Genomic DNA, 21,370 nt, shown 5'->3' on the forward strand with positions numbered 1-21,370 from the left:
AATGAAAACCATGAAAACGAAAATCATATTTTTTACTGTAGTATCGAGCCTGATCGTCAGCTCCTGCGGCGAAAACGTTCTGGACAGGCAAAGCACGACCAACGTGAAGACGGAGAATTATTACAAAACCGTCGACGAACTGAACTCCGCGCTGACCGGTTCCTATGCCATACTGCAAGGCACGGACCTTGGCGGGCGTGAGTATTTCTTCCTTCATGACCTGCGTTCCGATGACGTGGCCAGCGGCGGGGGTCAGTTGGAAACTGCCCGGAACCAGATCCTGATCGGTTCCCTGGGGGCAACCAATTCGGTGATGACGTCCGTGTGGAACGGCTTTTACCGGTTGATCCATCGTGTCAATGCCATCATTGAAGATGCACCGGATGCTACGGGCGACGCGGGTGTGAAAGCCAGAATTGTAGGCGAGGCCCGGTTCTTAAGAGCATGGGGTTATTTTCAACTGGCCGCCTTCTGGGGAGATGTTCCGCTGTACGATACCTACGCAAAAGGGTTCGAGGACGTGAAAGCCCGCAGCCCGCAAAGCGATGTTTTTAAATTCGTGATCACCGAATTGAACAGCCTGCAGGCCGACTTACCGGTTTCTTATTCCGGCAACGACCTGGGACGTGCTTCCCGCGGGGCAGCGCTGACCTTGTTGGCCAAAGTTTACATTTTCACGGGCGACTACACGAACGCAAAAACACAACTCGAAGCCGTGAAAGGTATGGGCTATGCGCTGATGGATAACTACTTTGATAACTTCAAAGAAGAAACGGAGTACAACAAGGAATCGATCTTCGAACTTTCTTATACCTCCAGCGGTAATTTTAACTGGGATGCCGATGGCAACGGAACGAGCGTAAACGAATCGTGGATCCGCTCGCAAGAATACTCCGCCGTGGGATGGCGCAACCTGATCCCTTCCGACAAGCTGCTGAACGAATACGAAGCAAACGATCCCCGCCTGAAAGAAAACTTTTATTTCATCGGCGACAAGTACGGCGATCCGGCCGCACCGCTGACGCTGACCGCCGATAAAGTACAAGGCAACTCCAGCAATTTCCACAGCGTGACCCAAAAGGTCAGCTGGAGAAAATACTCGGTCATGTATAAGCTGGACCCGGGAGGATATTATGACAAGATCGGGATCAACTATCGCATGTACCGCTACGCCGACGTGTTGCTGATGCTGGCGGAATGCGAGAACGAAGTGGGCACGGGCGCTGCGGCAATAAGCTATATGAACATGATCCGCAACCGCGCCAGCGTGAGCATGCCTAATTATCCTACAGCCGACTTCCCTTGCAATTCCAAGGCAGAGATCACCCGCGCCATCATACACGAACGCCAGGTAGAGCTGGCCGGCGAAGAAGTACGCAATTTCGACATTCTCCGTTGGAGGAAGAACGGCAAGCTGACCACCGAACCGATTTCCTATTTCGAAGCGAACAAATTTGAGCTGCTCCCCATACCGCAGGATGAGATCAATACCAACAAGGAGATTCCGCAAAGCGAGCAGAACCCCGGGTATTGATCAGCGGTCCGAATTAAACTGAAGACAGGGCGATGTTTCATCGCCCTGTTTTTTTACTTTTCAGATGAATTCACCAGAACCTATGCTCAAAAATACCCTCCCGCTATTCGCCCTTGTTCTTTTTCTCGCCATGGGTTGTCATACGCAACCCACCCGCTTCGAGCTTTTGCCTTCCGGCACCACGGGCATTGCGTTCAATAACCTGCTGACGGAGAGCGATACGCTCAACATCCTGTCGTTCGAGTACATGTACAACGGTGGTGGCGTTGGCGTAGGCGATTTTAACAACGACGGTTTGACGGACATATTCTTTGCCGGGAACATGGTGACCAGCAAACTCTATCTCAACAAAGGCAACTTCCGTTTCGACGATATTACGGAGCCAGCGAAGGTGACCACAAAATATTGGTGCACCGGCATTTCAGTAGTCGACATCGACCAGGACGGTTGGATGGACATCTATGTGTGCACCGTAAATCCCCACGACGACAGATCGACGCCCAACCTGCTTTTCCACAACAAGGGCGTCGGCGACAACGGCGTTCCCGTGTTCGAGGAAGTGGCCGCCGCAGTGGGCCTGGCCGATCGGAGCTACTCCACCCAGGCTGCCTTCCTGGACTATGACCTCGACGGCGATCTCGACATGTACCTGCTCACTAACGCGCTGGAAAACTACACACGGAACTCACCCACCGGGCAACACACCGACGGCACGGGCAAGAGCGTAGACAAGCTCTTCCGAAACAACGGTCCTGCCAACGGGCTGCCGCATTTTGAAGATGTGTCTGCCGCGGCCGGGATCCGCACGGAGGGATGGGGACTCGGCATCGTGGTGGACGACCTCAATCGCGATGGCAAGCCCGATGTGTATGCGGCCAACGACTTCCTCTCCAATGATCACGTCTACATCAATCGTGGCGACGGCACCTTTGGGAACGAGAAGGAGCGCATGAAACACACGGAATACAACGGTATGGGGGCCGACATCGGCGATATCAACAATGACGGCCTGGACGACATCCTGGTGGTTGATATGTTTCCCGAAGACAACCTGCGGCAAAAGACGATGTTTAGCGGCATCGGCTACGACCGGTTCAAAAAAAATATCCAGATGAAATACCAGCCGCAGTACGTGCGCAACGTCCTGCAACTCAACAACGGCAACGGTACCTATAGCGACATCGGCTATCTCTCGGGCCTCTATGCCACCGACTGGAGTTGGAGCGGTCTCATCGCCGATGTGGACAACGACGGCTGGCAGGATGTGCTCATCACCAACGGCTATCGCAAGGACATCACTAACCTCGACTTTGTTACCTACAGCAAGGAGTCCAGTATGTTTGGCACGGACGCCACGCGGATGAAAAAAACGTTAGATGCTGTGAATAAGATTGAAGGCGTGAAGAAGCCCGATCTTATTTTCAAGAACAACGGCGACCTGCGCTTCACCAACAAATCGAAAGAATGGGGATTGACGCACGAAGCCTATGGCAACGGCGCCGCCTATGCCGACTTCGACAACGATGGTGATCTCGACATGGTGATCAACAACATCAATGATGAAGCATCGGTATATAAAAATAATGCGCGCGAGCTTGAGCCTGGAAAAAGCAACTACTTACGCATCGCCCTGAAAGGTCCGGCGGGAAACCGGAGCGGGTTGGGTGCGCAGATCGAGATCCGTCAAGGTAATAAAATACAATACCGCGAGTTTGAAACGCAGCGCGGTTTTCAATCTTCGGTGGAGCCTTTTGTTCACTTCGGATTGGATAGCCTCACACAGCTTGACGAACTGGCGATTCGCTGGCCGGATGGACATGAGCAGACATTGAAAAATGTGAAGGCCAATCAAGTCTTGACGTTGGCGTATACCGATGCCGTTAAGCCTGCAGCGGCCGATTCTGCCGGTTTCTGGGCATTGCCCCTGGAGGAGATGGCTTCATTGGTCTCTTTTGGGAAGGTGACCGCTGCTACCGGTCTTTCCTACAAACACGAAGAAGACGAGTATATCGACTACAAAGCCACAGCCACCTTGCCTCAAAAATATTCGCAGGCCGGCCCGGGTCTTACCATCGGCGATGTCAACCAGGACGGTCTCGACGATGTGCTGTTGTGCGGCGCGGCCGCCCGCGGCACCACGATGTTCATTCAGCAAAAGAACGGGACGTTCAAAAAAGATTCGCTGGGTGCAAAGCCACAGGAGGACATGAGCATGCTTTTGTTCGATGCCGATGGCGACAACGACCTGGACCTGTATTGTGTCAGCGGCAGCTCTGAATTCGGCGCGGCGCCGAGTGCCTATCAGGACCGTTTTTATCGCAACAACGGTAAGAAACTTGTAGAGGACACCACGGCCCTGCCAAAGGAAAACGCCAGTGGGAGCACCGTAGTCGCCACCGATTTTGACAAGGATGGCGACCTCGACCTTTTTGTGGGCGGAAGGATTGTGCCTGGGCGTTATCCCGAAGCCCCGCAAAGCTTCCTGTTGCAAAACGATGGAAAAGGAAATTTTATTGATGTAACAAAATCGGTGGCGCCCCTGCTCGAGCGTGTGGGCATGATCACCGGTGCGCTGTGGACCGATTTCGACAACGATGGCTGGACCGACCTGGTCATCGTAGGAGAGTGGATGCCCGTTTCCTTCTACAAAAACAACCAGGGCAAGGCCTTCTCAAAAGCCTTCGAAGACGCCCCCGGTTGGTGGACCAGCATCACCGGCGACGACATAGACCACGACGGCGATGTTGACTACATCTGTGGGAACCTTGGACTCAACTCGCTGTTCCAGGCTTCGCCAGAAGAGCCCGTCAGCATCTATGCAAAAGATTTTGATGGCAACGGCTCGTTCGACCCGCTGGTGACGCGCTATGTGCAGGGCAAGGAATATTTAACGCATCCGCGCGAGACACTGACCGACCAGATCGTGAGCTTGAAACGCAAACTAGTTCGCTATGCCGTCTACGGAGGCGCTTCTATACAGGACATCCTTACGCCGGAACAACTGCAAGGCGCGCTGGTCTATCGTGCGACAACGCTGTCATCATCCTATGTGGAGAATCTCGGTGGAGGCAAATTCAAAATAACAGCTTTGCCGGTGGAAGCTCAATTCGCCCCCTTGAACGGCGTTCAAATAACCGACCTGAATGGCGATCATCACCCCGATGTCCTTGGCATAGGCAATTCCTATGCGGCCGATCCGCTTACCGGCTATTACGATGCCGGCACGGGGGTGTGCTTGCTGGGCGATGGAAAAGGAAACTTCCAGGCGCTCCCCGTCAGAAAGAGCAACTTTGCTGTTGACACCGATGCCAAGAGCCTGGGCCTGCTGAGGCGGGCAAACAACATACCGCTGTACATCGCTACAGCGAACCGCGATAGTTTGCAGGCATGGGAGCAACTGCCCTCAGACTATCCCCGGCTCCAGCAGTGGATAACCCCGGGACGGACGGATGTGCAGGCCGAACTCAAATGGGCCGATGGCAAAGTGGAGAAAAGAGAGCTATACTATGGTTCGGGCTACTTGTCGCAATCCACCCGTGTGATCCCGATTTTTTCCGGGGTACAGGAAGTCTGGCTAAAAGACAGTGCCGGCAATCGACGGAAGGTCTGGGGGACCGGCGCCGGGTCAAAATAATTCTGGTTGGTATAAAATTTTTTTTTGCCGGAGTGGACTTCGGAAAGAAATACTTACCCGGGTTCATCGGAAAATTTCACCCGATTGAAACACTCATTTTTGGGAGAAAAAGGCATGGGAAAGGGCACGCTTTAACGCTTGTCCAAAGGGCTTTGAACAAGAAAGGGCAGGATTTAAACAAGTGTTTGAAAACCCCTTTTTTAGCGTGGATATTATATTTTTTTTACCTTTTCGTTAGATCAAAATTAAAAACTTGTTCTACTTTTGGACCGTAAAACGAAATCGTTCGAAACATTCTTTAGAATAAACTGCGATTTCGTTCGACTTATCAAGTAGTCGAAACGGAAATCGGCTCCAATAGGTTCAGATAACAATTGATTTCTATTCGCATGAACAAACTCTTACAAGCCAGGATCGCCACTTTCACTGCGGCGAAGGAAGCCCGTGAAAGGGGCATCTATCCTTACTTTCGACCCATCTCGTCCGCACAGGACACCGAGGTGATCATTGAGGGCAAACGCGTGCTCATGTTCGGTTCCAATTCCTATTTGGGATTGACCAATCACCCACGCATCAAAGAAGCAGCCCAGAAGGCAATCGAAAAGTACGGCACCGGATGCGCCGGCTCCCGCTTTCTTAACGGCACGCTCGACATTCATATCGAGTTGGAAGACCGCATCGCCGCGTTCACCGGCAAGCCTGCTGCGCTCATTTTCAGCACCGGCTTTCAAGTGAACCTTGGCGTGATGTCGAGCCTGACCGGGCGCAATGATTATTTGATCTTGGACGAGTACGATCACGCTTCCATCTACGACGGCACACGCTTGTCGTTTTCGCGCGTGATCAAATATGGCCACAACGACATGAACGACCTGGCCCGTCGTCTGAGCATGCTGCCCGAAGAAGCGATCAAACTCATCGTGGTCGACGGCATCTTCAGCATGGAAGGCGACCTGGCCAAGCTTCCCGAGATCGTGACGCTGGCCGAGCAATACGGTGCCACGGTGGTGGTGGACGATGCGCATAGCCTCGGTGTGATCGGCGACAAAGGCGCAGGCACCGCGTCACACTTCAAACTCGACGACAAAGTAGACATCATCACGGGCACGTTCAGCAAATCGCTCGCTTCCCTCGGCGGCTTCGTAGCCTCCGATCGCGACACGATCGATTATCTGAAACACCAGGCCCGTTCGCTCATTTTCAGCGCCAGCATGACGCCGTCTTCTGCGGCCAGTGTGTTGGCTGCACTCGACATCCTGGAGACCGAGCCCCAGCACATGGAGCAATTGTGGAACAACACCCGCTATGCCATGCACCTTCTCAAAGAAGAAGGCTTCGACATCGGCGACACGGAGAGTCCCATCATCCCCATCTATGTGCGTGACAATGAGAAAACCTTTATTGTCACCAGCCTGCTGCAACAGCAAGGCGTGTTTGTGAACCCGGTGGTTTCGCCCGCCGTGCCTTCGCATGCGTCGCTGCTTCGCTTCTCGCTGATGGCGACGCACACCTTCAGCCAGATCGAAGAAGCCGTAGAGAAACTTGCTTATACATTCAAGCAAGTAGGAGTCCTGAAAATTAAAGAACGCATTTAATGAAGCGTGTAGAGCCCGTCACCACCAAAGCCCAACTTGAAGCATTTATCGATTTCCCGCATGATCACTATAAGGATGATCCTTGCTATGTGCCCGAGTTGTTCATCGCCCAGCGGGATCTGCTGACCCCCGGCAAGCATCCTTTTCACGAGCATTCGCCGGTGCAGCTTTTTCTGGCCTACGACAAAGACAAAGTGGTGGGGCGCATCGCAGGCATTCTCAACAAAAACCACAACACATTCAATAAAACCGAAGACGGATTCTTCGGATTTTTTGATGCCGTGAACGACGGCGAGATCAACGCGTTGCTGTTTCAACAAGCCGAACAATGGCTTCGCGACAAAGGCGCCAAGACCATCATCGGGCCAGCCAACTTTTCGACCAACGAAACCTGCGGCCTGCTCATTGCCGGCTTCGATACACCGCCGTTCGCCATGATGACCTACAACAAGGAATATTACGAGTCCCTGTTGAACCAGGCCGGCTTTCGCAAGAAGGTGGACCTCATTGCCTACCGCTTTGGCGAAGACGGCTACGACGACAAATCCGTGCGCGTAAAGAAGGCATTGCTGGATCGCCTCCAGTCAAAAGGCATTACGATCCGGCCCGTCGTCAAGAAGAATTTCGAACAGGAAGTTGCCCGGATCCGCGAGGTCTACAACTCGGCCTGGGACCGCAACCTCGGCTTTGTGCCGATGACGGAAAAGGAGTTCGACTACCTGGCCAAAGACATGAAAATGATCCTGGACACCGACTTCTGCCTGGTGGCCGAAAAGGACGGGAAAGCGATCGGCTTTGCGCTGGCCATTCCCGACATCAACCAACTGCTCATCAACATCAAGCGCGGACGGTTGTTGCCTTTCGGATTGTTCAAACTTCTTTTTGGTTTGAAAAAGATCAACGGCATCCGTGTCATCGCCCTGGGGGTGATGGAAGGATACCGCAAGCTGGGCATTGAAGCGTGTTTTTATGGCACCATCATCGAAGCGTATCGCCGCAAGAAATTCAAGCGCGCGGAAGCTTCGTGGATCTTGGAAGACAACGATCTCATGAATAATGCCTTGCTGCATGTGAAGGGCGTGCCCCACAAGCGCTACAGGATCTTTGAGAAAGCGATATGAAAGAACGCGTGCTGATCACCGGGGCGAGTGGATTTGTGGGGTATCACCTCATCGAGGAGGCCTTGGCAAAAGGCCTGGAGGTGTCCGCCGCGGTGCGCGCGTCGAGCCGGGTGGATCACCTGCGGAATTTGCCGGTCCAGTTTGTGACCACCGATTTTTCGGATGTCAGGGCCATCCGGGCAGAGCTGGAGGCGAAGGACTATCAATACGTGATCCACGCAGCCGGGGCGACCAAAGCCCTGAGCGAGGCCTCCTACAACGAGGTCAACGCCGTGTACACACGCAACCTGGCACGGGCCGTGTCGGAGGTGCAGGTGCCGTTGAAGAAATTTGTTTTCCTCAGCAGCCTCGCGGCCATGGGCCCTGCAAAGAATGGGCACCCCATCCTGGAAAAGGACGCGCCGAACCCGGTGACATTCTATGGAAAAAGCAAGTTGCTGGCCGAAAGCTATCTCTCGGCCTTGGACGGCCTGCCCTCCATCGTGTTGCGCCCCACAGCCGTATATGGCCCCCGTGACCGCGATATTTTCATCATCCTGAAAACCATCGCACAAGGCTTGGAGCCCTACATCGGGAGAAAGCCACAGCAGTTGAGCTTCATTTATGTGAAAGATCTGGCGGCGGTGAGCATAGGGGCTTTGTTCAGTTCAGTTGTCAAAGGATCGTATAACGTATCCGATGGGGGAAGTTATGACCGCTATGAACTGGCCAACATTACCAAAGAAATATTGCACAAGAAGACGTTAAAGGTTCATATCCCCATGGGGATGGTAAAAGCCATGGCGTTTGTCCAGGAGACCCTGGGACGGATGCAGGGCAGCATGCCGGCGCTGAACCAGGACAAGCTGGCCGAGCTCACGGCCGCCAACTGGTCGTGCAGCATCGACAGCATCCGGAAGGACCTTGGATTTTCGCCCCGCTACACGCTGGCGCAGGGGTTAGACGAAACCCTTCAATGGTACAAAGCCAATCGCTGGCTCTAGGTGAACCCAAACAAAAGACTTTAATAAAATGCTATGAAAGAACAGATCGAACAAGCAAATGGAAAGCTGGGCATATTGATCCCTGGCCTGGGTGCCGTGGCGACCACCATGATCGCCGGTGTGGAGGCCGTGAAGAAGGGATTGGCACAACCTGTCGGTTCGCTCACTCAAACCGGCAACATCCGCCTGGGAAAACGCACCGAGAACCGCTATCCCAAAATAAAGGACTTTGTGCCCCTGGCCGATCTGAACGACATCGTGTTTGGCGGATGGGATGTATACACCGACAACGTCTATGAAGCCGCGGTGAACGCCAAAGTGTTGGAGCTTGGATTGCTTCAACCCATTAAGGACGAGTTGGAAAAGATCAAGCCCATGAAGGCGGTCTTCGACAAAACCTACATCCGGAACCTGGACGGCACCAACATCAAGGAAGCGGCGACCAAGTTCGACCTCGCGCTGGCCGTGATGGAAGACATCGACAACTTCAAAAAAGAAAACGGATGCTCGCGCCTCGTCATGGTGTGGTGCGGCTCCACAGAGAAATACATCGAAGAAGCAGACGTTCACCAGAACATCTATGCTTTCGAAGACGGCTTGCGCAACAACGATCCGCTCATTTCGCCCAGCATGATCTATGCCTATGCCGCCATCAAAAAAGGAGTGCCGTTTGCCAACGGTGCGCCTAACCTGACATGCGACATCCCGGCGCTGATCGAACTGGCCAAAGAAAACGGTGTGCCCATCGGGGGCAAGGATTTCAAGACGGGGCAGACCCTGATGAAAACCATTCTCGCTCCCGGCCTGCACGCGCGTTCGCTGGGTATCCGCGGATGGTTCTCCACAAACATTCTCGGCAACCGCGACGGCCTCGTGCTGGACGACCCGGATAACTTCAAGACCAAGGAAGTGTCCAAGTTGGGCGTGCTGGAAGATATTTTGCAACCCGAGCTGAGCCCGGAACTCTACGGCGACCTGTATCACAAGATCCGCATCAACTATTATCCGCCGCACGGCGACAACAAGGAAAGCTGGGACAACATCGACATCTTCGGATGGTTGGGTTACCCGATGCAGATCAAGATCAATTTCCTGTGTCGCGACTCGATCCTGGCGGCTCCCATCGTATTGGACCTGGCCTTGTTCTTCGACCTGGCCAAGCGCGCGAACATGAGCGGCATCCAGGAATGGTTGTCGTTCTACTTCAAGTCGCCGCAAACTGCGCCGGGCTTGCGTCCGGAGCATGACATCTTCAAACAATTGATCAAGCTGCAGAATACGCTGCGTCACATCATGGGCGAAGATCTCATTACGCACTTGGGCCTGGATTACTACCAGGATCTGGTGGAGTCATTGTAAGCTTGCATGACCCTACACCAGATCATTGCAACCGTTGCAGGCATCGGATACATCCGCAAGGGAAGTGGCACGGTGGCCGCGGCCGTTTGCGCAATCGCCTGGTATGTATTTGCCGGCGGCGTTGATCCGGCGGTGGTCCTGTTCATTACCCTGGCCATCACCGCCATTGGTGTGTGGTCGGCCACGGTGGTGGAGCGATACTGGGGCATCGACAGTCATCGCGTCGTGATTGACGAAGTAGCGGGCATGGGCATCAGTGTGTTGTTCCTTCCCGTAAGTTTCGGCATCGGTCTGGCAGCCTTTGTGCTGTTCCGGTTTTTTGATATTGCCAAACCAGCCTATATCCGTTCGATGGAGAAACTTCCCCACGGATGGGGGGTGATGGCAGATGACGTGCTGGCGGGAATTTACACCAACATCCTGCTGCAGGTGGCTGTGAAACTATCCATACTCTGATCATAAAAGACGGACTCATATTCCTGAAGTCACAAACGGCTTCACTTATCGCATCGCTGGTGGATTTTGCATGCACTATTGTTTGCGTTGAGGTGTTAGGAGTTTGGTATGGCCATGCCGGCATTGTGGGGAATATCGTGGGAGCCATCACCAACTTCGTCATCGGCAGACAATGGGTGTTCATTTCTTCGGAAACGACCAACCTAAAGCAGCAGGCACTGCGCTATGCAATCGTTTGGATGGGTTATGTGGCGCTTGGTTTTTTATTGTTGGTGGCCGTGACGGACTACGTCAATATTAATTATGGTGTCGCAAAAGTACTGGTAGCGATTTTTTTAAGTGTTACGTATAACTACGTACTGCAAAAGAAATATGTATTTAAATAGGCGCGTACGGCGCGCATGAAGTGTGATGTATAGAATAAGTATAGTGATCGGTCTTTGGATGAGTGCAATCGCGGTGTTTGGACAGACCACCGTGAGCGGCGTCGTGACCGATGCTGAAACGAAAGAACCCCTGCCTTTCGTGAACGTTTTTTATGAAGGTACTACCGTGGGAAGCGTCACCGATGCCGACGGCGCCTATGTGATCCATACCCCCAACCTGGAAAATGTGAATCTTCATTTTTCTTTTTTAGGGTATAAGACCGTGATCCGCAAGATCCGTCCCGGCGAAACACAGGAGCTGAACGTGAAGATGGCCCCCGACGCCAAGATCCTCGACGAGGTGACCGTTACCTCCGGCAACCAACGGGAACGCTACCGGAACAAGAACAATCCAGCTGTGGACCTCGTGCGGGAAATGATCTCCCACAAGAAAGAAAACCGGATGGAGAGCTACAACTTTGCCGAGTATGAAGAATACGAAAAGCTTCAGATGTCGCTCAGCAACATGTCGGACAAATTCAAGGATCGCAAGATCTTTCGCAAATACAAGTGGCTGTTCGAAAACGTAGACACCACGACCATTCCCGGCAAAGCGCTGCTGCCCATCTACCTGCAAGAGACCTTGTCGGATCGCTACTACCGGCGCACACCCGAAAAGAACATCGCCGTCACGAAGGCCCATCAAAAAGTGAGCTTCGACGACTATATCGACAACGCGGGTCTGAGCACCTACCTGAATTATTTATACAGCGACATCGACATCTATGACAACAACACGGTGTTGCTGACCAACCAATTCCTGAGTCCCATTGCCGACAGCGCGCCGACCTTCTATAAATTCTACATTACCGACACCCTGAAAAACGTAACACCCAATTTGGTGGAGCTGGTGTTTGTGCCGCGCGATGCCGGTGGATTTTTATTTCAGGGGAAATTGTACGTTACGCTCGACACCCACTACGCCGTGCAAAAGGTGGAGATGACCGTGAACAAAAACATCAACCTGAACTGGGTACGCGAACTGCACATCGACCAGGATTTTGTGCAAACCCCCTCGGGACGTTTCCAGGTGGTGAAGAGCCGCATGCAGTGTGATTTCGGATTGTCGAAGGGTGGGGGCGGCCTATACGGCGAACGCGTGGTCTCCTACAAAAATTTTGTTATCGACAAACCCCGCGAGCCCAAGTTTTATGAAAGCGACTCGAAGCTAACGCTCACCGACTCGGAAAAGCACAACGACGGATTCTGGCTCTCCAATCGCCACGACTCGTTGTCTGTGGCCGAATCGAAAGTGTATCAAAATATCGACAGCCTTCAGAAGCTACCCTCCTTCAAACGCACGATGGACATTGCCACGCTTTTGCTGGCCGGCTACAAAGGTTTTGGCTGGTGGGAGCTGGGACCGGTGAACACGTTCTACAGCTTCAACCCCGTGGAAGGTTTCCGCCTCCGGGTCGGTGGACGCACGACGCCCAAGTTCAACGAACGCCTGTATTTCGAGACCTATGGCGCCTATGGTTTTAAGGATGAGAAGTGGAAATATTTTCTGAGCGCCACCTATTCGTTTACCGGCAAATCCATCTGGCAGTTTCCGGTGCACACCCTCCGCGCGAGTTTCCAGCGCGACACAAAAATTCCCGGCCAGGAGCTGCAGTTTGTTCAGGAAGACAACTTCCTCCTTTCGTTCAAACGCGGTGTGAACGACAAGTGGCTGTACAACGACATCTGGAACATCGACTACCTCCACGAATTCGACAGCCACTTCTCCTATAGATTAGGCTTCAAGAATTGGAAACAGATTCCGGCGGGAGGACTGAAATATGAAATCCGCGCAGACGACACCGTGACAGAAATCCAGCAGGTGACCACTTCGGAATTTTCATTGGAGCTACGCTGGGCGCCGGGAGAGCAATTTTACCAGGGTAAAGCCTACCGGATTCCCATTCCAAACCGGTATCCCATCGTCACGGCGCGTTTTATCGGGGGCGTGAAGGGGCTCCTGGGCGGCGAATACAATTATCAGTCGGTGGCCCTTAATGTGTTCAAACGTTTTTATTTGTCACAATTTGGCTACACCGATGTGGTGGCCGAGGGGGGCTATGTTTTTGGCCAGGTGCCGTTCCCGCTGCTGAACATCCACCGGGCCAACCAGACGTACTCCTATCAGTTGCAGTCCTATAACCTCATGAACTTCCTGGAATTTGTGAGCGACAAATATGTGAGTGTGAACTTTGATCACTACTTCAATGGATTTATTTTTAATAAAATTCCGTTGTTCAAAAAGTTAAAATGGCGCGAGGTGGCTACGTTCAAGTTGCTGTATGGTAGTATCCGGAGGGAGAACGATCCGAACTACAACGCGCAGACCTTTGCCTTCCCCACGAACAGCGACGGGGTGACCACCACTTATTCGCTGGCCGCGCAGCCCTATATGGAGTGCAGCGTGGGGATAGCCAACATTTTCAAGCTCATCCGTGTTGATATGGTGAAACGCCTGAGCTACCTGGATCACCCGACGATTTCGAGTTGGGGCATCCGCGCAAGATTTAAATTTGATTTTTAAGCTAGCAGATCGTATGAATACAACGACAACCCCCCAAGTGATACAGAAGCAACCGTTGCGCATCGTGTTGCAGCAACTGATCTATAAGGTGATCAATCCCTTCGTGAAATTTCTGGTGCGCATCGGGTTCACACCCAATGCCGTGACCACGGTGGGGCTGGTCCTGAACGTAGGCGTGGCCGCCATCTTTGTGGCCGGCGCCGAAGAAGGCAACCGCGGCGACCTGAGGTATGTGGGCTGGGCTGGAGCACTGACGCTCTTTGCCGGCCTGTTCGATATGCTCGACGGGCAGGTGGCGCGCCTGGGCAACATGAGCTCGACCTTTGGTGCACTATACGATTCAGTGTTGGACCGCTACAGCGAACTGATCATGTTCCTGGGAATTTGTTATTACCTGATCGGCCATCATTATTTTCTCAGCTCGTTGTTTGCTTTCATCGCCCTGATCGGGTCCATGATGGTGAGCTACATCCGGGCACGGGCCGAAGGTCTTGGGGTGGAGGTGAAAGGAGGGTTGATGCAACGGCCCGAGCGCGTGGTGACCATTGGGGTCTCGGCCCTGGCCTGTGGCATCACCGCCTATTATATCGGGGGTGACTATAAACTTTTTGTTCCCGGCATTCCCTTCCAGATCTTCGAGACCATTTCCGTGTTCACCATTCCCTTGACCATCATGGCCGTGTTGACCAACATCACGGCATTCCACAGACTACGCGAAGCGAAGAAAGCATTAGAGCAGAAAGGATTATAAGGATCGTTTAAGACGTATGAATTTTTTATTGAGCATATGGCTGATCACGATGGGGATGGCCCCCGTCAGAGAGGCTCCAAAGGCGGAGCCGTGCGAGTGCACCATCAGCAACCAGTTCCCCACGCCGCCAAGAGATCAGACCTCGCTCTTCTACATTCAACGAACACCCAACACCAACACCATCATGTACGAGCTGAACCTCGACCAGGGTGTGCCCAACGAAGAGGAGCCGGTTCGGGTCTATTGGTTGCGCTATGGCGAGAATGGCCAGCGGGAAGATCTTTCGTATATTCAACGTCATTATGCCTACGGCATCAAAAGCAAGAAGCTGGAGAACAACACGTTTGAACTCCGCTTTGTGTCCTATAAAAAACTTCCGTTCTACCTGTCACGTTCCGCACGCGATAATCGTTATCACATCCTGGCCACGGTCAATGGGAAGCAGATTGAAGTGAGCCGCGTGTTCCTGCAAATTGAAGGGGGAAGCTTCTGGCTTCCCAATGTGGTGTGCGCGCAGGTGAAGGGAATCGATCCGGTTTCCGGTAAAGAAGTTATTCAGTCCTTTAAACCTTAGGGTATGAAGAAGCAATTTGTCTCCAATTCAACCGAGTCGTCGCGCATGTTCAAGAGCGACTTCCTGGAGCGGTTTTCCGTAGTCCACTACAGTGTGCCGCTGATCGTTTTTATTCCCGTGATTTTATATTTCATCTACAGCGCCTTGTTTGTCTGGCACAATAACGTCGTCACGTTCGTGGCCTGCGGCCTGGGCGGCCTCTTGTTTTGGACGCTCACCGAATATGTGATGCACCGGTTTATTTTTCATTTCGAACCCAAGTCGAAATGGGGCCAGCGTCTTCACTTTATTTTTCACGGCGTTCACCACGACTACCCCAACGATGCCCTGCGGTTGGTCCTGCCCCCGTCGGTGAGCATTCCCCTGGCCACCGGTTTCTATTTTCTTTTCCAGGCTGTTTTGCCCCCGGATTGGGTTTCCGCCTCCTTTGCCCTCTTCATTGCCGGATATCTTTTCTATGATATTTCGCATTATGCCCTCCATCATGCTACCTTTAAAAGCCCATTTTGGAAAAGGCTGAAACACCACCACATGCAGCATCACTACAGCGATGCCACCAAGGGCTACGGTGTGAGCTCCGCCCTTTGGGATAAAATATTCAGATCGGATTTTGAAAAATAACCTGGATTACCCGGCGGCTGAGGCAACTAAACCTTTTGGACGTTACCTGGCCACCGCTTTGCTGGTATCGGCAGTCTATGTATTGCTCTCCGCCCTGCTCATCGGCTTCAAATCCGATCAGTTGGTGCTGGCGGGCATTTTTACGGTGCTCTATGTGTCGACCGCCATCACCCGGAAATTCATCCTGGGCTTTTCGATCTTTATCGTCTTCTGGGTCATTTTCGACTACATGAAGGCCTTCCCCAACTACTGGTTCAACGACGTGCACATCGGCAGCCTCTACCACGCGGAGGCCCGCCTGTTCGGCATCCACACCGTCGAAGGGGTGCTGACACCCAATGAATATTTCCAGCGCCACAGCATCGTGCTAGCGGATGTGCTGGCCGGCATTTTTTACTTATGCTGGATTCCCGTGCCCCTGGGTTTTGCCGCCTATCTCTTCTTTCGCAACCGCCGGAGTTTCCTCTATTTCTCCCTCACGTTTTTGCTCACCAACCTCATCGGCTTCGTCATCTACTATCTCTACCCGGCTGCTCCTCCGTGGTATGTCCAGGAATACGGTTTCGATTTCATCGCCGGCACCCGGGGCAACACCGCCGGCCTCATCCGCTTCGACCACTTCTTCCACATCACCGTCTTCCAATCCCTCTACACCAAAGGCTCCAACGTCTTCGCCGCCATGCCTTCGCTGCACTCGGCCTATCCGTTGCTGGTACTGTACCACTCCTGGAAAAACAAAATGGGCCTCATGAAGATCGTCTTTGCGATCATTACGGTGGGCATTTGGTTTGCGGCGGTCTATACGAGTCACCATTACATTTTGGATGTCCTGGCCGGCATTGCCGTGGCAGTCACCGGAATCGTGCTTTTTCAAATGATGCTGGCGAAAAGTAAGGGATTCGCTGGTTTTGTGGAGCGGTATGCTGGGGTGATTTCTTAGGAGCGAGAACTTCTGGCTACTGACTACTAACTCCTGGCCTGGATCTCAGGATCTGAGTTTGAATTACAGGTATTGGCTACTGACTACTGACTACTAGAATACCGAGAACAAGCTTCTGGCTACTGGACTCTAAATCTGAACGCTAGATTCTGAATTTGACTCTGGCAATTAACTCCTGGCTCCTGGCTCCTGGATTCTGGCTCCTGATTTCAACTCCTGACTCCCAGCTCCTGATTTAATCCCGTGGCAAATCAGATCCAAAATCACCTCCAACCGGTCACCCATTTTCTTAATGCGGCAATCCTCCAGCAATCCCATCTCAATGCCTCGCGTGGCGCTCAGCATGATATGACTCAGGTCGTCCAGGTCCTGGTCCGTGATGCGTTTGAATTCGTTGTTGTAGATGCCGAAGACGAGGATGTCGCGGAGGAGTTCCAGTTCCTGGGCTTCGAAGTTTTTCTTGAGTCCTTTGATCAGTTGGGGGTTCTCGGAGATCTCGCCAAAGACAATGCCGTAGAGGTTGGCTTTTTGGTTGATGGCCCTGATCTTGCTGATGGTGAACATACGGAGTTTTTCCTCGGCGGTGCAGGCCTTCTCCACGGCAGCTTTCACCTGGCTGAAGACTTCCTGCATGTCTTCGCGGATCACGGCATCGAAGATCTCGTCTTTGCTTTCGTAGTAATAGTATAGCGTACTCTTGCCTTTTCCCACGGCCTTGGCAATGTCTTCCATGGTGGTTTTGAAAAGGCCAAAGCGCTGGAATAGGGTCCGGGAAGCTTTGAGGACTTCCACGCGGATAAGTTCATCTTTGGAGAGGACGACGACGCTCATCTAATTTTTTGACCAATTTCGTTTTGGAGTCTAAAATTACGATAAATATACAAGAGCAGGAAGGGTTTGTACCATTTGTGCCGTAATAGATGGCTTGAAAATCGGGTTTCTTTTAACTGGCCATCCCAATTCAGGAACGGTTGAAAGCGGGGATAATAGAGGGGGTCAAGTTTTGCGTTCTAGGTATATTTACGGACCAAGAAAATGTATCCCTGTGAAAAGAAGCATGTACTGTTTGAACGCCACGACCAGCTCCGTCCTGAAACTGTTGCTATGCGCTGTGGGGTTAGCGGCTTGCAGGCCGGAGAGCAAACCAACGTTCACCGATACAAAGGCCGTGAGCAAAGAATACGCCACCACGTTCAAGTTTCGCCCCGGTGCGTTAGTGATCGTGGAGGATTACGAAAAAATGTCGGATGCCAGCGATAATACGCCTCCCAAGGCCATACGCGAGCTGCGCGACGAGGCCACCATCGGCAAGATCCTTGCCCTCGCTGCGGCGCTCCCCGACGAAGGACAGATCATGAAAAAGATGGCCAACGTCCCCCTGTTGCGGACCACGTTGATGTATGCGGACGACACCATTTTCTTCGATTACTACAACGCCTCCGTGAAAACCCCGAGGACTTCTTTCTATGCTAATCCTCCGCAGGAAGAGAAGGCGTTGTACGAGCTGTTGCAGTCGTTGGTAAAGTGAAAGGAAACGGTGAAACAAACCGTTGAGGGAGCTGATCATAGGTTGAATAAGCAGTCAATTTACGTCTAACGCGCTGTCTTCCACCTACATGTCAATATCAACCTTTCACTCACCCGGGACACCCACCTGATAATCGGGGGGCGGTCCGGCTCTTCCAATGTGGAAATTTGCAGTCTCAACTACCCCCAGATATGAAATTAAGACAAAAGATCACGCTCCTGATCAGCCTTGCTCTGCTGGTGCCTACTGTTGTCATCAGCACGGTAGCCATCTACAAGATCAAAAGCCAAGCCAACCGCGACATTGCGGAGTATCACGACGAGGAGTTTGCTCAGCTTAAAGTCTATCTGAAACACATTACCGACATCGCCTATGGCGTGATCGAAGCGCAACACAAAGCGCTCGCCGATTCGATCACCCGCTTCAACCAACACGCCGACTCCACCCAGGCCAAGCGGTCGCTCACACCGGCTATGATGGACCCCGCCTTGCAAGAATTGTCGTCCATCCGCTTCGACAATGGCGAAGGCTATTTTTGGGTGACCGACAACAAGCTTCCTTTCCCCACCATGCTGATGCATGCCGAAAAGAAAGACCTGAAAGGCAAGGTGCTGGACGATCCCAAACACAACGTGGAAAAGGAGAAAGGCCGCAACATCTACCAGGTCCGTGCCGAGCGTGCCAATGCCGACGGCGATGCGTTTGTGGAATACATTATGAAAAAGCCCGGCACGCAGGAAGTGGTGAACAAGATCTCCTACTCGCGTTTATATAAGCCCCTGGGCTGGATCGTGTCTACCGGGTTTTATACCGATGCGATCGATCAGGCGGTCGCGGAAAAAAAAGCAGCGTCAAACCAGCAAGTGGGGCAGATGGTTTTCTTCATTCTGGCGCTGGCAGCCTTTATCCTGGCCGTTGGACTGACGGTGTCCATCTATTTTAGCAAGGCGTTGACCACCGCTATTCTCAACATCAAAGATACGCTGGAGCAATTGGCGCAAGGACGCCAGGTGGAACAAGTGCATGTGCACCGCCGCGATGAGATCGGCTCGATGACGCACTCGCTCAATGCGCTGGTGCTCGGACTGTCGTCGTATACTTCCTTTGCCAAAGAGATCGGCGAGGGCAACTTGCAACAGACCTTCACGCCCCTGAGCCAGCAGGATATTCTCGGCAACGAATTGCTGTCGATGCGCAACAACCTGAAAAAAGCGGCCGACGAAAAAGCCATTCGCGATTGGGCCAACGAAGGCCTGGCATCGCTTGGCGAGGTGCTGCGCCGCAACAACATGAACACCCAGGAACTCGCCACGGAGACGCTGCGGGAATTGGTGAAATACACGAAGATGAACCAGGCGGCGCTCTTCATGATGGAAGAAGGATCGGGCGAGAACGATCAATATTTGCAATTGGTGGCGGCCTACGCTTATGAGCGAAGAAAATATATGCAGAAGACCATTGCCGTTGGAGAGGGTATGGTGGGCCAGTGTGTGTTGGAGCGCGGCACGATTCACTTGCGTGAAGTGCCCGAGGAGTATGTCAACATCACGTCGGGCCTGGGTCATGCCGTGCCGCGGACGTTGTTGATCATGCCGCTGATCTATAATGAGGTGGTATACGGTGTTTTGGAGATGGCTTCGTTCCGCGAATTTGGTGATCACGAGATCGCCTTCCTGGAAAAGATCGCCCAAAGCATTGCGGGCACCATCGCTAGCGTCCAGACCAATGAACGCACAAAAAAGTTACTGGAACAGAGCCAGCAGATGTCGGAGGAGATGAAAGCGCAGGAAGAAGAATTGCGCCAGAACCAGGAAGAGCTTCAGGCTACCTCCGAACAAATGCGTCGCCGGCAGGTGGAGTTGGAAAAAGAGAACGAGCGCTTGAAAGATACGCTTCGTTCGTCGGGGGTTGACGTCCAGACAACACGCACAGCTTATCAGACCGTATGATGATACACTACACTTCACGCCCACGGCTTTTTGTCCTGGCGAGTCTTTTCCTCCTAACGTCCATCCCAACCCTGGCGCAGGAAAAATATTGGGTGAAGCCGGACAGTCTCTACAAGTACGTGCAGCCCTCGGCCGCCCTGCAATTTTGGGGAACGTATACGTCTGGCGAGAAGGCGCAGTTTGCTGCAAACGGTCCGTTGGAAGCCGTCCAAAATCGCGTGAGCTTTATGGCGCGTCGCGCGCGTCTGGGCTTTAGCGGAAAGCCATACAAGGGCCTGAGCTACGCGGTGATGATCCAGTACGACAACCTGGGCAAAGACAAACTCAGCGGCGTGCGCGGAGCTACCAACACGGGAACACTCGGCATACTGGATGCGTATGTCACCTGGCGCTTTACCAAAAATGAAATGGGCGCCATCACCGTGGGTTATTTCCAACCGCAGATCAGCCGCGAATGTATTACCGGCGACTTGTTGGTGAACTCGTTCGACAAATCCGTTTCGCAAACCTATATCCGTCAGCACATGGATGGCAAAAGCTATGGCCGGGCTACGGGTTTGAACATTGGCGGCTTAAAAAATTCCGGGTCCTTTTCGTTTGGTTACAACGTAGGGATATTCAACAATGTGACCACCGCAGCCGACCCCAAGAACTTTCCCGAAAGCGCCGGCAAGTACTGGTCGCCGTTGACGGTGGAGCGGCTCACGTTCACCTTTGGTGATCCCGAAAAAAAGACCTACTCGATCAACTACGATGCGAACAACTATTACAGCAAACGCAACGGAGTGACCTTCGCCGTCTTTGGCTCGCAGCAGGGGCGTACCGATATTTTTCAAAACAACCACGTGAACGGATTTGACGTGCTCTTCAACTACAAAAACCTGAACCTTGACGGCGAATGGTCATGGCTTGAACGCAAAGCCGAAGGCCACACCCTTCGCGGTCAGACGGGACACATTCGCGCGGGATACAACATCGTAGTATCCGAAAAATATTTCCTGGAACCTTGTTTTATGTTGACGGACTATAGCGGCGACAGCAGTGGATCGGTTTCGGGCAGCGACCGTTTGTATGATGCAGGCGTGAACTGGTACCTCAATAAAAAGAACTGCAAGCTGAGTGTCCATTACATTGTGCAGGAGGGTGCCGGGGTCAATGGCTACACGGATGGGGTGACGTTTCAGAAAGGAAATTATGCCGGCGCTTCGTTGGTGTTGATGATTTAGGTTGAGGGATAAGAATAGTAAAGATAGGGTTAAACGTTAGGCGTTATTTTGTTTTGGGTTGTGGGACTGACTGTTTGCTTACGCGGCAGGAAGTCCCTTTTTTATGGCACTGCTTAAAGGCATTCGCCTGGATACAATATTCCCATAACT

Annotated in this window: 17 protein-coding genes; 16 read left to right on the forward strand and 1 reads right to left on the reverse strand. The window is 52.7% G+C overall.

Features of this window, described 5'->3' with window-relative positions:
- Positions 1 to 10: 10 nt before the first annotated feature.
- The 13 genes from D4L85_RS19525 to D4L85_RS19585 all read left to right on the forward strand — a co-directional run bounded on the left by D4L85_RS19525 (position 11) and on the right by D4L85_RS19585 (position 16,517).
- A complete protein-coding gene (locus tag D4L85_RS19525) occupies positions 11 to 1,534 on the forward strand; it encodes a RagB/SusD family nutrient uptake outer membrane protein (RefSeq protein WP_119758862.1) in 1,524 nt (507 codons plus the stop codon).
- A gap of 82 nt (positions 1,535 to 1,616) precedes the next feature.
- Positions 1,617 to 5,168 carry a VCBS repeat-containing protein gene (locus tag D4L85_RS19530; RefSeq protein ID WP_160143858.1) on the forward strand — a complete coding sequence of 1,184 codons (3,552 nt, stop codon included), beginning with the start codon at positions 1,617 to 1,619 and terminating at the stop codon, positions 5,166 to 5,168.
- Between the two features lie 389 nt (positions 5,169 to 5,557).
- On the forward strand, positions 5,558 to 6,763 hold the full coding sequence (spt, locus tag D4L85_RS19535; protein ID WP_119755887.1) for a serine palmitoyltransferase: 1,206 nt from the start codon (positions 5,558 to 5,560) through the stop codon (positions 6,761 to 6,763).
- Positions 6,763 to 7,884: a GNAT family N-acetyltransferase gene (locus tag D4L85_RS19540; RefSeq protein WP_119755888.1), complete on the forward strand. Its 1,122-nt coding sequence runs from the start codon at positions 6,763 to 6,765 to the stop codon at positions 7,882 to 7,884. The genes spt and D4L85_RS19540 overlap by 1 nt, the downstream gene beginning before the upstream one ends.
- Positions 7,881 to 8,867: an NAD-dependent epimerase/dehydratase family protein gene (locus tag D4L85_RS19545; protein WP_119755889.1), complete on the forward strand. Its 987-nt coding sequence runs from the start codon at positions 7,881 to 7,883 to the stop codon at positions 8,865 to 8,867. The genes D4L85_RS19540 and D4L85_RS19545 overlap by 4 nt, the downstream gene beginning before the upstream one ends.
- A 33-nt stretch (positions 8,868 to 8,900) precedes the next feature.
- A complete protein-coding gene (locus D4L85_RS19550; protein ID WP_119755890.1) occupies positions 8,901 to 10,226 on the forward strand; it encodes an inositol-3-phosphate synthase in 1,326 nt (441 codons plus the stop codon).
- A gap of 6 nt (positions 10,227 to 10,232) precedes the next feature.
- Entirely contained in the window at positions 10,233 to 10,682 is a 450-nt protein-coding gene (locus D4L85_RS19555) for a phosphatidylglycerophosphatase A family protein (protein WP_119755891.1), read from the forward strand.
- A 59-nt stretch (positions 10,683 to 10,741) separates the two neighbouring features.
- Positions 10,742 to 11,068 (forward strand): GtrA family protein, encoded by a 327-nt coding sequence (locus D4L85_RS19560; RefSeq protein WP_160143859.1) that lies wholly within the window; start codon positions 10,742 to 10,744, stop codon positions 11,066 to 11,068.
- 58 nt (positions 11,069 to 11,126) lie between these two features.
- On the forward strand, positions 11,127 to 13,631 hold the full coding sequence (locus tag D4L85_RS19565) for a DUF5686 and carboxypeptidase-like regulatory domain-containing protein (protein WP_228450536.1): 2,505 nt from the start codon (positions 11,127 to 11,129) through the stop codon (positions 13,629 to 13,631).
- Between the two features lie 13 nt (positions 13,632 to 13,644).
- Positions 13,645 to 14,382, forward strand: coding sequence for a CDP-alcohol phosphatidyltransferase family protein (locus D4L85_RS19570; protein ID WP_228450537.1), 738 nt, complete (start codon positions 13,645 to 13,647; stop codon positions 14,380 to 14,382).
- Between the two features lie 16 nt (positions 14,383 to 14,398).
- Positions 14,399 to 14,956 (forward strand): DUF4833 domain-containing protein, encoded by a 558-nt coding sequence (locus tag D4L85_RS19575; RefSeq protein WP_119755894.1) that lies wholly within the window; start codon positions 14,399 to 14,401, stop codon positions 14,954 to 14,956.
- A 3-nt stretch (positions 14,957 to 14,959) separates the two neighbouring features.
- Positions 14,960 to 15,577, forward strand: coding sequence for a sterol desaturase family protein (locus D4L85_RS19580; RefSeq protein ID WP_119755895.1), 618 nt, complete (start codon positions 14,960 to 14,962; stop codon positions 15,575 to 15,577).
- A complete protein-coding gene (locus D4L85_RS19585; protein ID WP_228450538.1) occupies positions 15,567 to 16,517 on the forward strand; it encodes a phosphatase PAP2 family protein in 951 nt (316 codons plus the stop codon). The genes D4L85_RS19580 and D4L85_RS19585 overlap by 11 nt, the downstream gene beginning before the upstream one ends.
- 168 nt (positions 16,518 to 16,685) lie before the next feature.
- Here the strand turns inward: D4L85_RS19585 and D4L85_RS19590 are convergent, their stop codons facing one another.
- Positions 16,686 to 17,348, reverse strand: coding sequence for a TetR/AcrR family transcriptional regulator (locus D4L85_RS19590; protein ID WP_119755896.1), 663 nt, complete (start codon positions 17,346 to 17,348; stop codon positions 16,686 to 16,688).
- A gap of 214 nt (positions 17,349 to 17,562) precedes the next feature.
- On the opposite strand from D4L85_RS19590, the gene D4L85_RS19595 reads away from it, so the two are divergent.
- The 3 genes from D4L85_RS19595 (at position 17,563) to D4L85_RS19605 (ending at position 21,220) form a co-directional block, all read left to right on the forward strand.
- Positions 17,563 to 18,045 (forward strand): hypothetical protein, encoded by a 483-nt coding sequence (locus D4L85_RS19595; protein WP_160143860.1) that lies wholly within the window; start codon positions 17,563 to 17,565, stop codon positions 18,043 to 18,045.
- Between the two features lie 191 nt (positions 18,046 to 18,236).
- A complete protein-coding gene (locus D4L85_RS19600; protein ID WP_119755898.1) occupies positions 18,237 to 19,994 on the forward strand; it encodes a cache domain-containing protein in 1,758 nt (585 codons plus the stop codon).
- On the forward strand, positions 19,991 to 21,220 hold the full coding sequence (locus D4L85_RS19605) for a porin (RefSeq protein WP_119755899.1): 1,230 nt from the start codon (positions 19,991 to 19,993) through the stop codon (positions 21,218 to 21,220). The genes D4L85_RS19600 and D4L85_RS19605 overlap by 4 nt, the downstream gene beginning before the upstream one ends.
- Positions 21,221 to 21,370 lie beyond the last annotated feature (150 nt).

It is taken from the genome of Chryseolinea soli, from assembly GCF_003589925.1.
Lineage (GTDB): Bacteria > Bacteroidota > Bacteroidia > Cytophagales > Cyclobacteriaceae > Chryseolinea > Chryseolinea soli.

What these genes read in the sequence shown, in the direction of transcription:
- D4L85_RS19525 (WP_119758862.1), top strand. Translation starts at nt 11, where the DNA reads ATGAAAACGAAAATCATATTTTTTACTGTAGTATCGAGCCTGATCGTC.
- D4L85_RS19530 (WP_160143858.1), top strand. Translation starts at nt 1,617, where the DNA reads ATGCTCAAAAATACCCTCCCGCTATTCGCCCTTGTTCTTTTTCTCGCC.
- spt (WP_119755887.1), top strand. Translation starts at nt 5,558, where the DNA reads ATGAACAAACTCTTACAAGCCAGGATCGCCACTTTCACTGCGGCGAAG.
- D4L85_RS19540 (WP_119755888.1), top strand. Translation starts at nt 6,763, where the DNA reads ATGAAGCGTGTAGAGCCCGTCACCACCAAAGCCCAACTTGAAGCATTT.
- D4L85_RS19545 (WP_119755889.1), top strand. Translation starts at nt 7,881, where the DNA reads ATGAAAGAACGCGTGCTGATCACCGGGGCGAGTGGATTTGTGGGGTAT.
- D4L85_RS19550 (WP_119755890.1), top strand. Translation starts at nt 8,901, where the DNA reads ATGAAAGAACAGATCGAACAAGCAAATGGAAAGCTGGGCATATTGATC.
- D4L85_RS19555 (WP_119755891.1), top strand. Translation starts at nt 10,233, where the DNA reads ATGACCCTACACCAGATCATTGCAACCGTTGCAGGCATCGGATACATC.
- D4L85_RS19565 (WP_228450536.1), top strand. Translation starts at nt 11,127, where the DNA reads ATGAGTGCAATCGCGGTGTTTGGACAGACCACCGTGAGCGGCGTCGTG.
- D4L85_RS19570 (WP_228450537.1), top strand. Translation starts at nt 13,645, where the DNA reads ATGAATACAACGACAACCCCCCAAGTGATACAGAAGCAACCGTTGCGC.
- D4L85_RS19575 (WP_119755894.1), top strand. Translation starts at nt 14,399, where the DNA reads ATGAATTTTTTATTGAGCATATGGCTGATCACGATGGGGATGGCCCCC.
- D4L85_RS19580 (WP_119755895.1), top strand. Translation starts at nt 14,960, where the DNA reads ATGAAGAAGCAATTTGTCTCCAATTCAACCGAGTCGTCGCGCATGTTC.
- D4L85_RS19590 (WP_119755896.1), bottom strand. Translation starts at nt 17,348, where the DNA reads ATGAGCGTCGTCGTCCTCTCCAAAGATGAACTTATCCGCGTGGAAGTC.
- D4L85_RS19600 (WP_119755898.1), top strand. Translation starts at nt 18,237, where the DNA reads ATGAAATTAAGACAAAAGATCACGCTCCTGATCAGCCTTGCTCTGCTG.
- D4L85_RS19605 (WP_119755899.1), top strand. Translation starts at nt 19,991, where the DNA reads ATGATGATACACTACACTTCACGCCCACGGCTTTTTGTCCTGGCGAGT.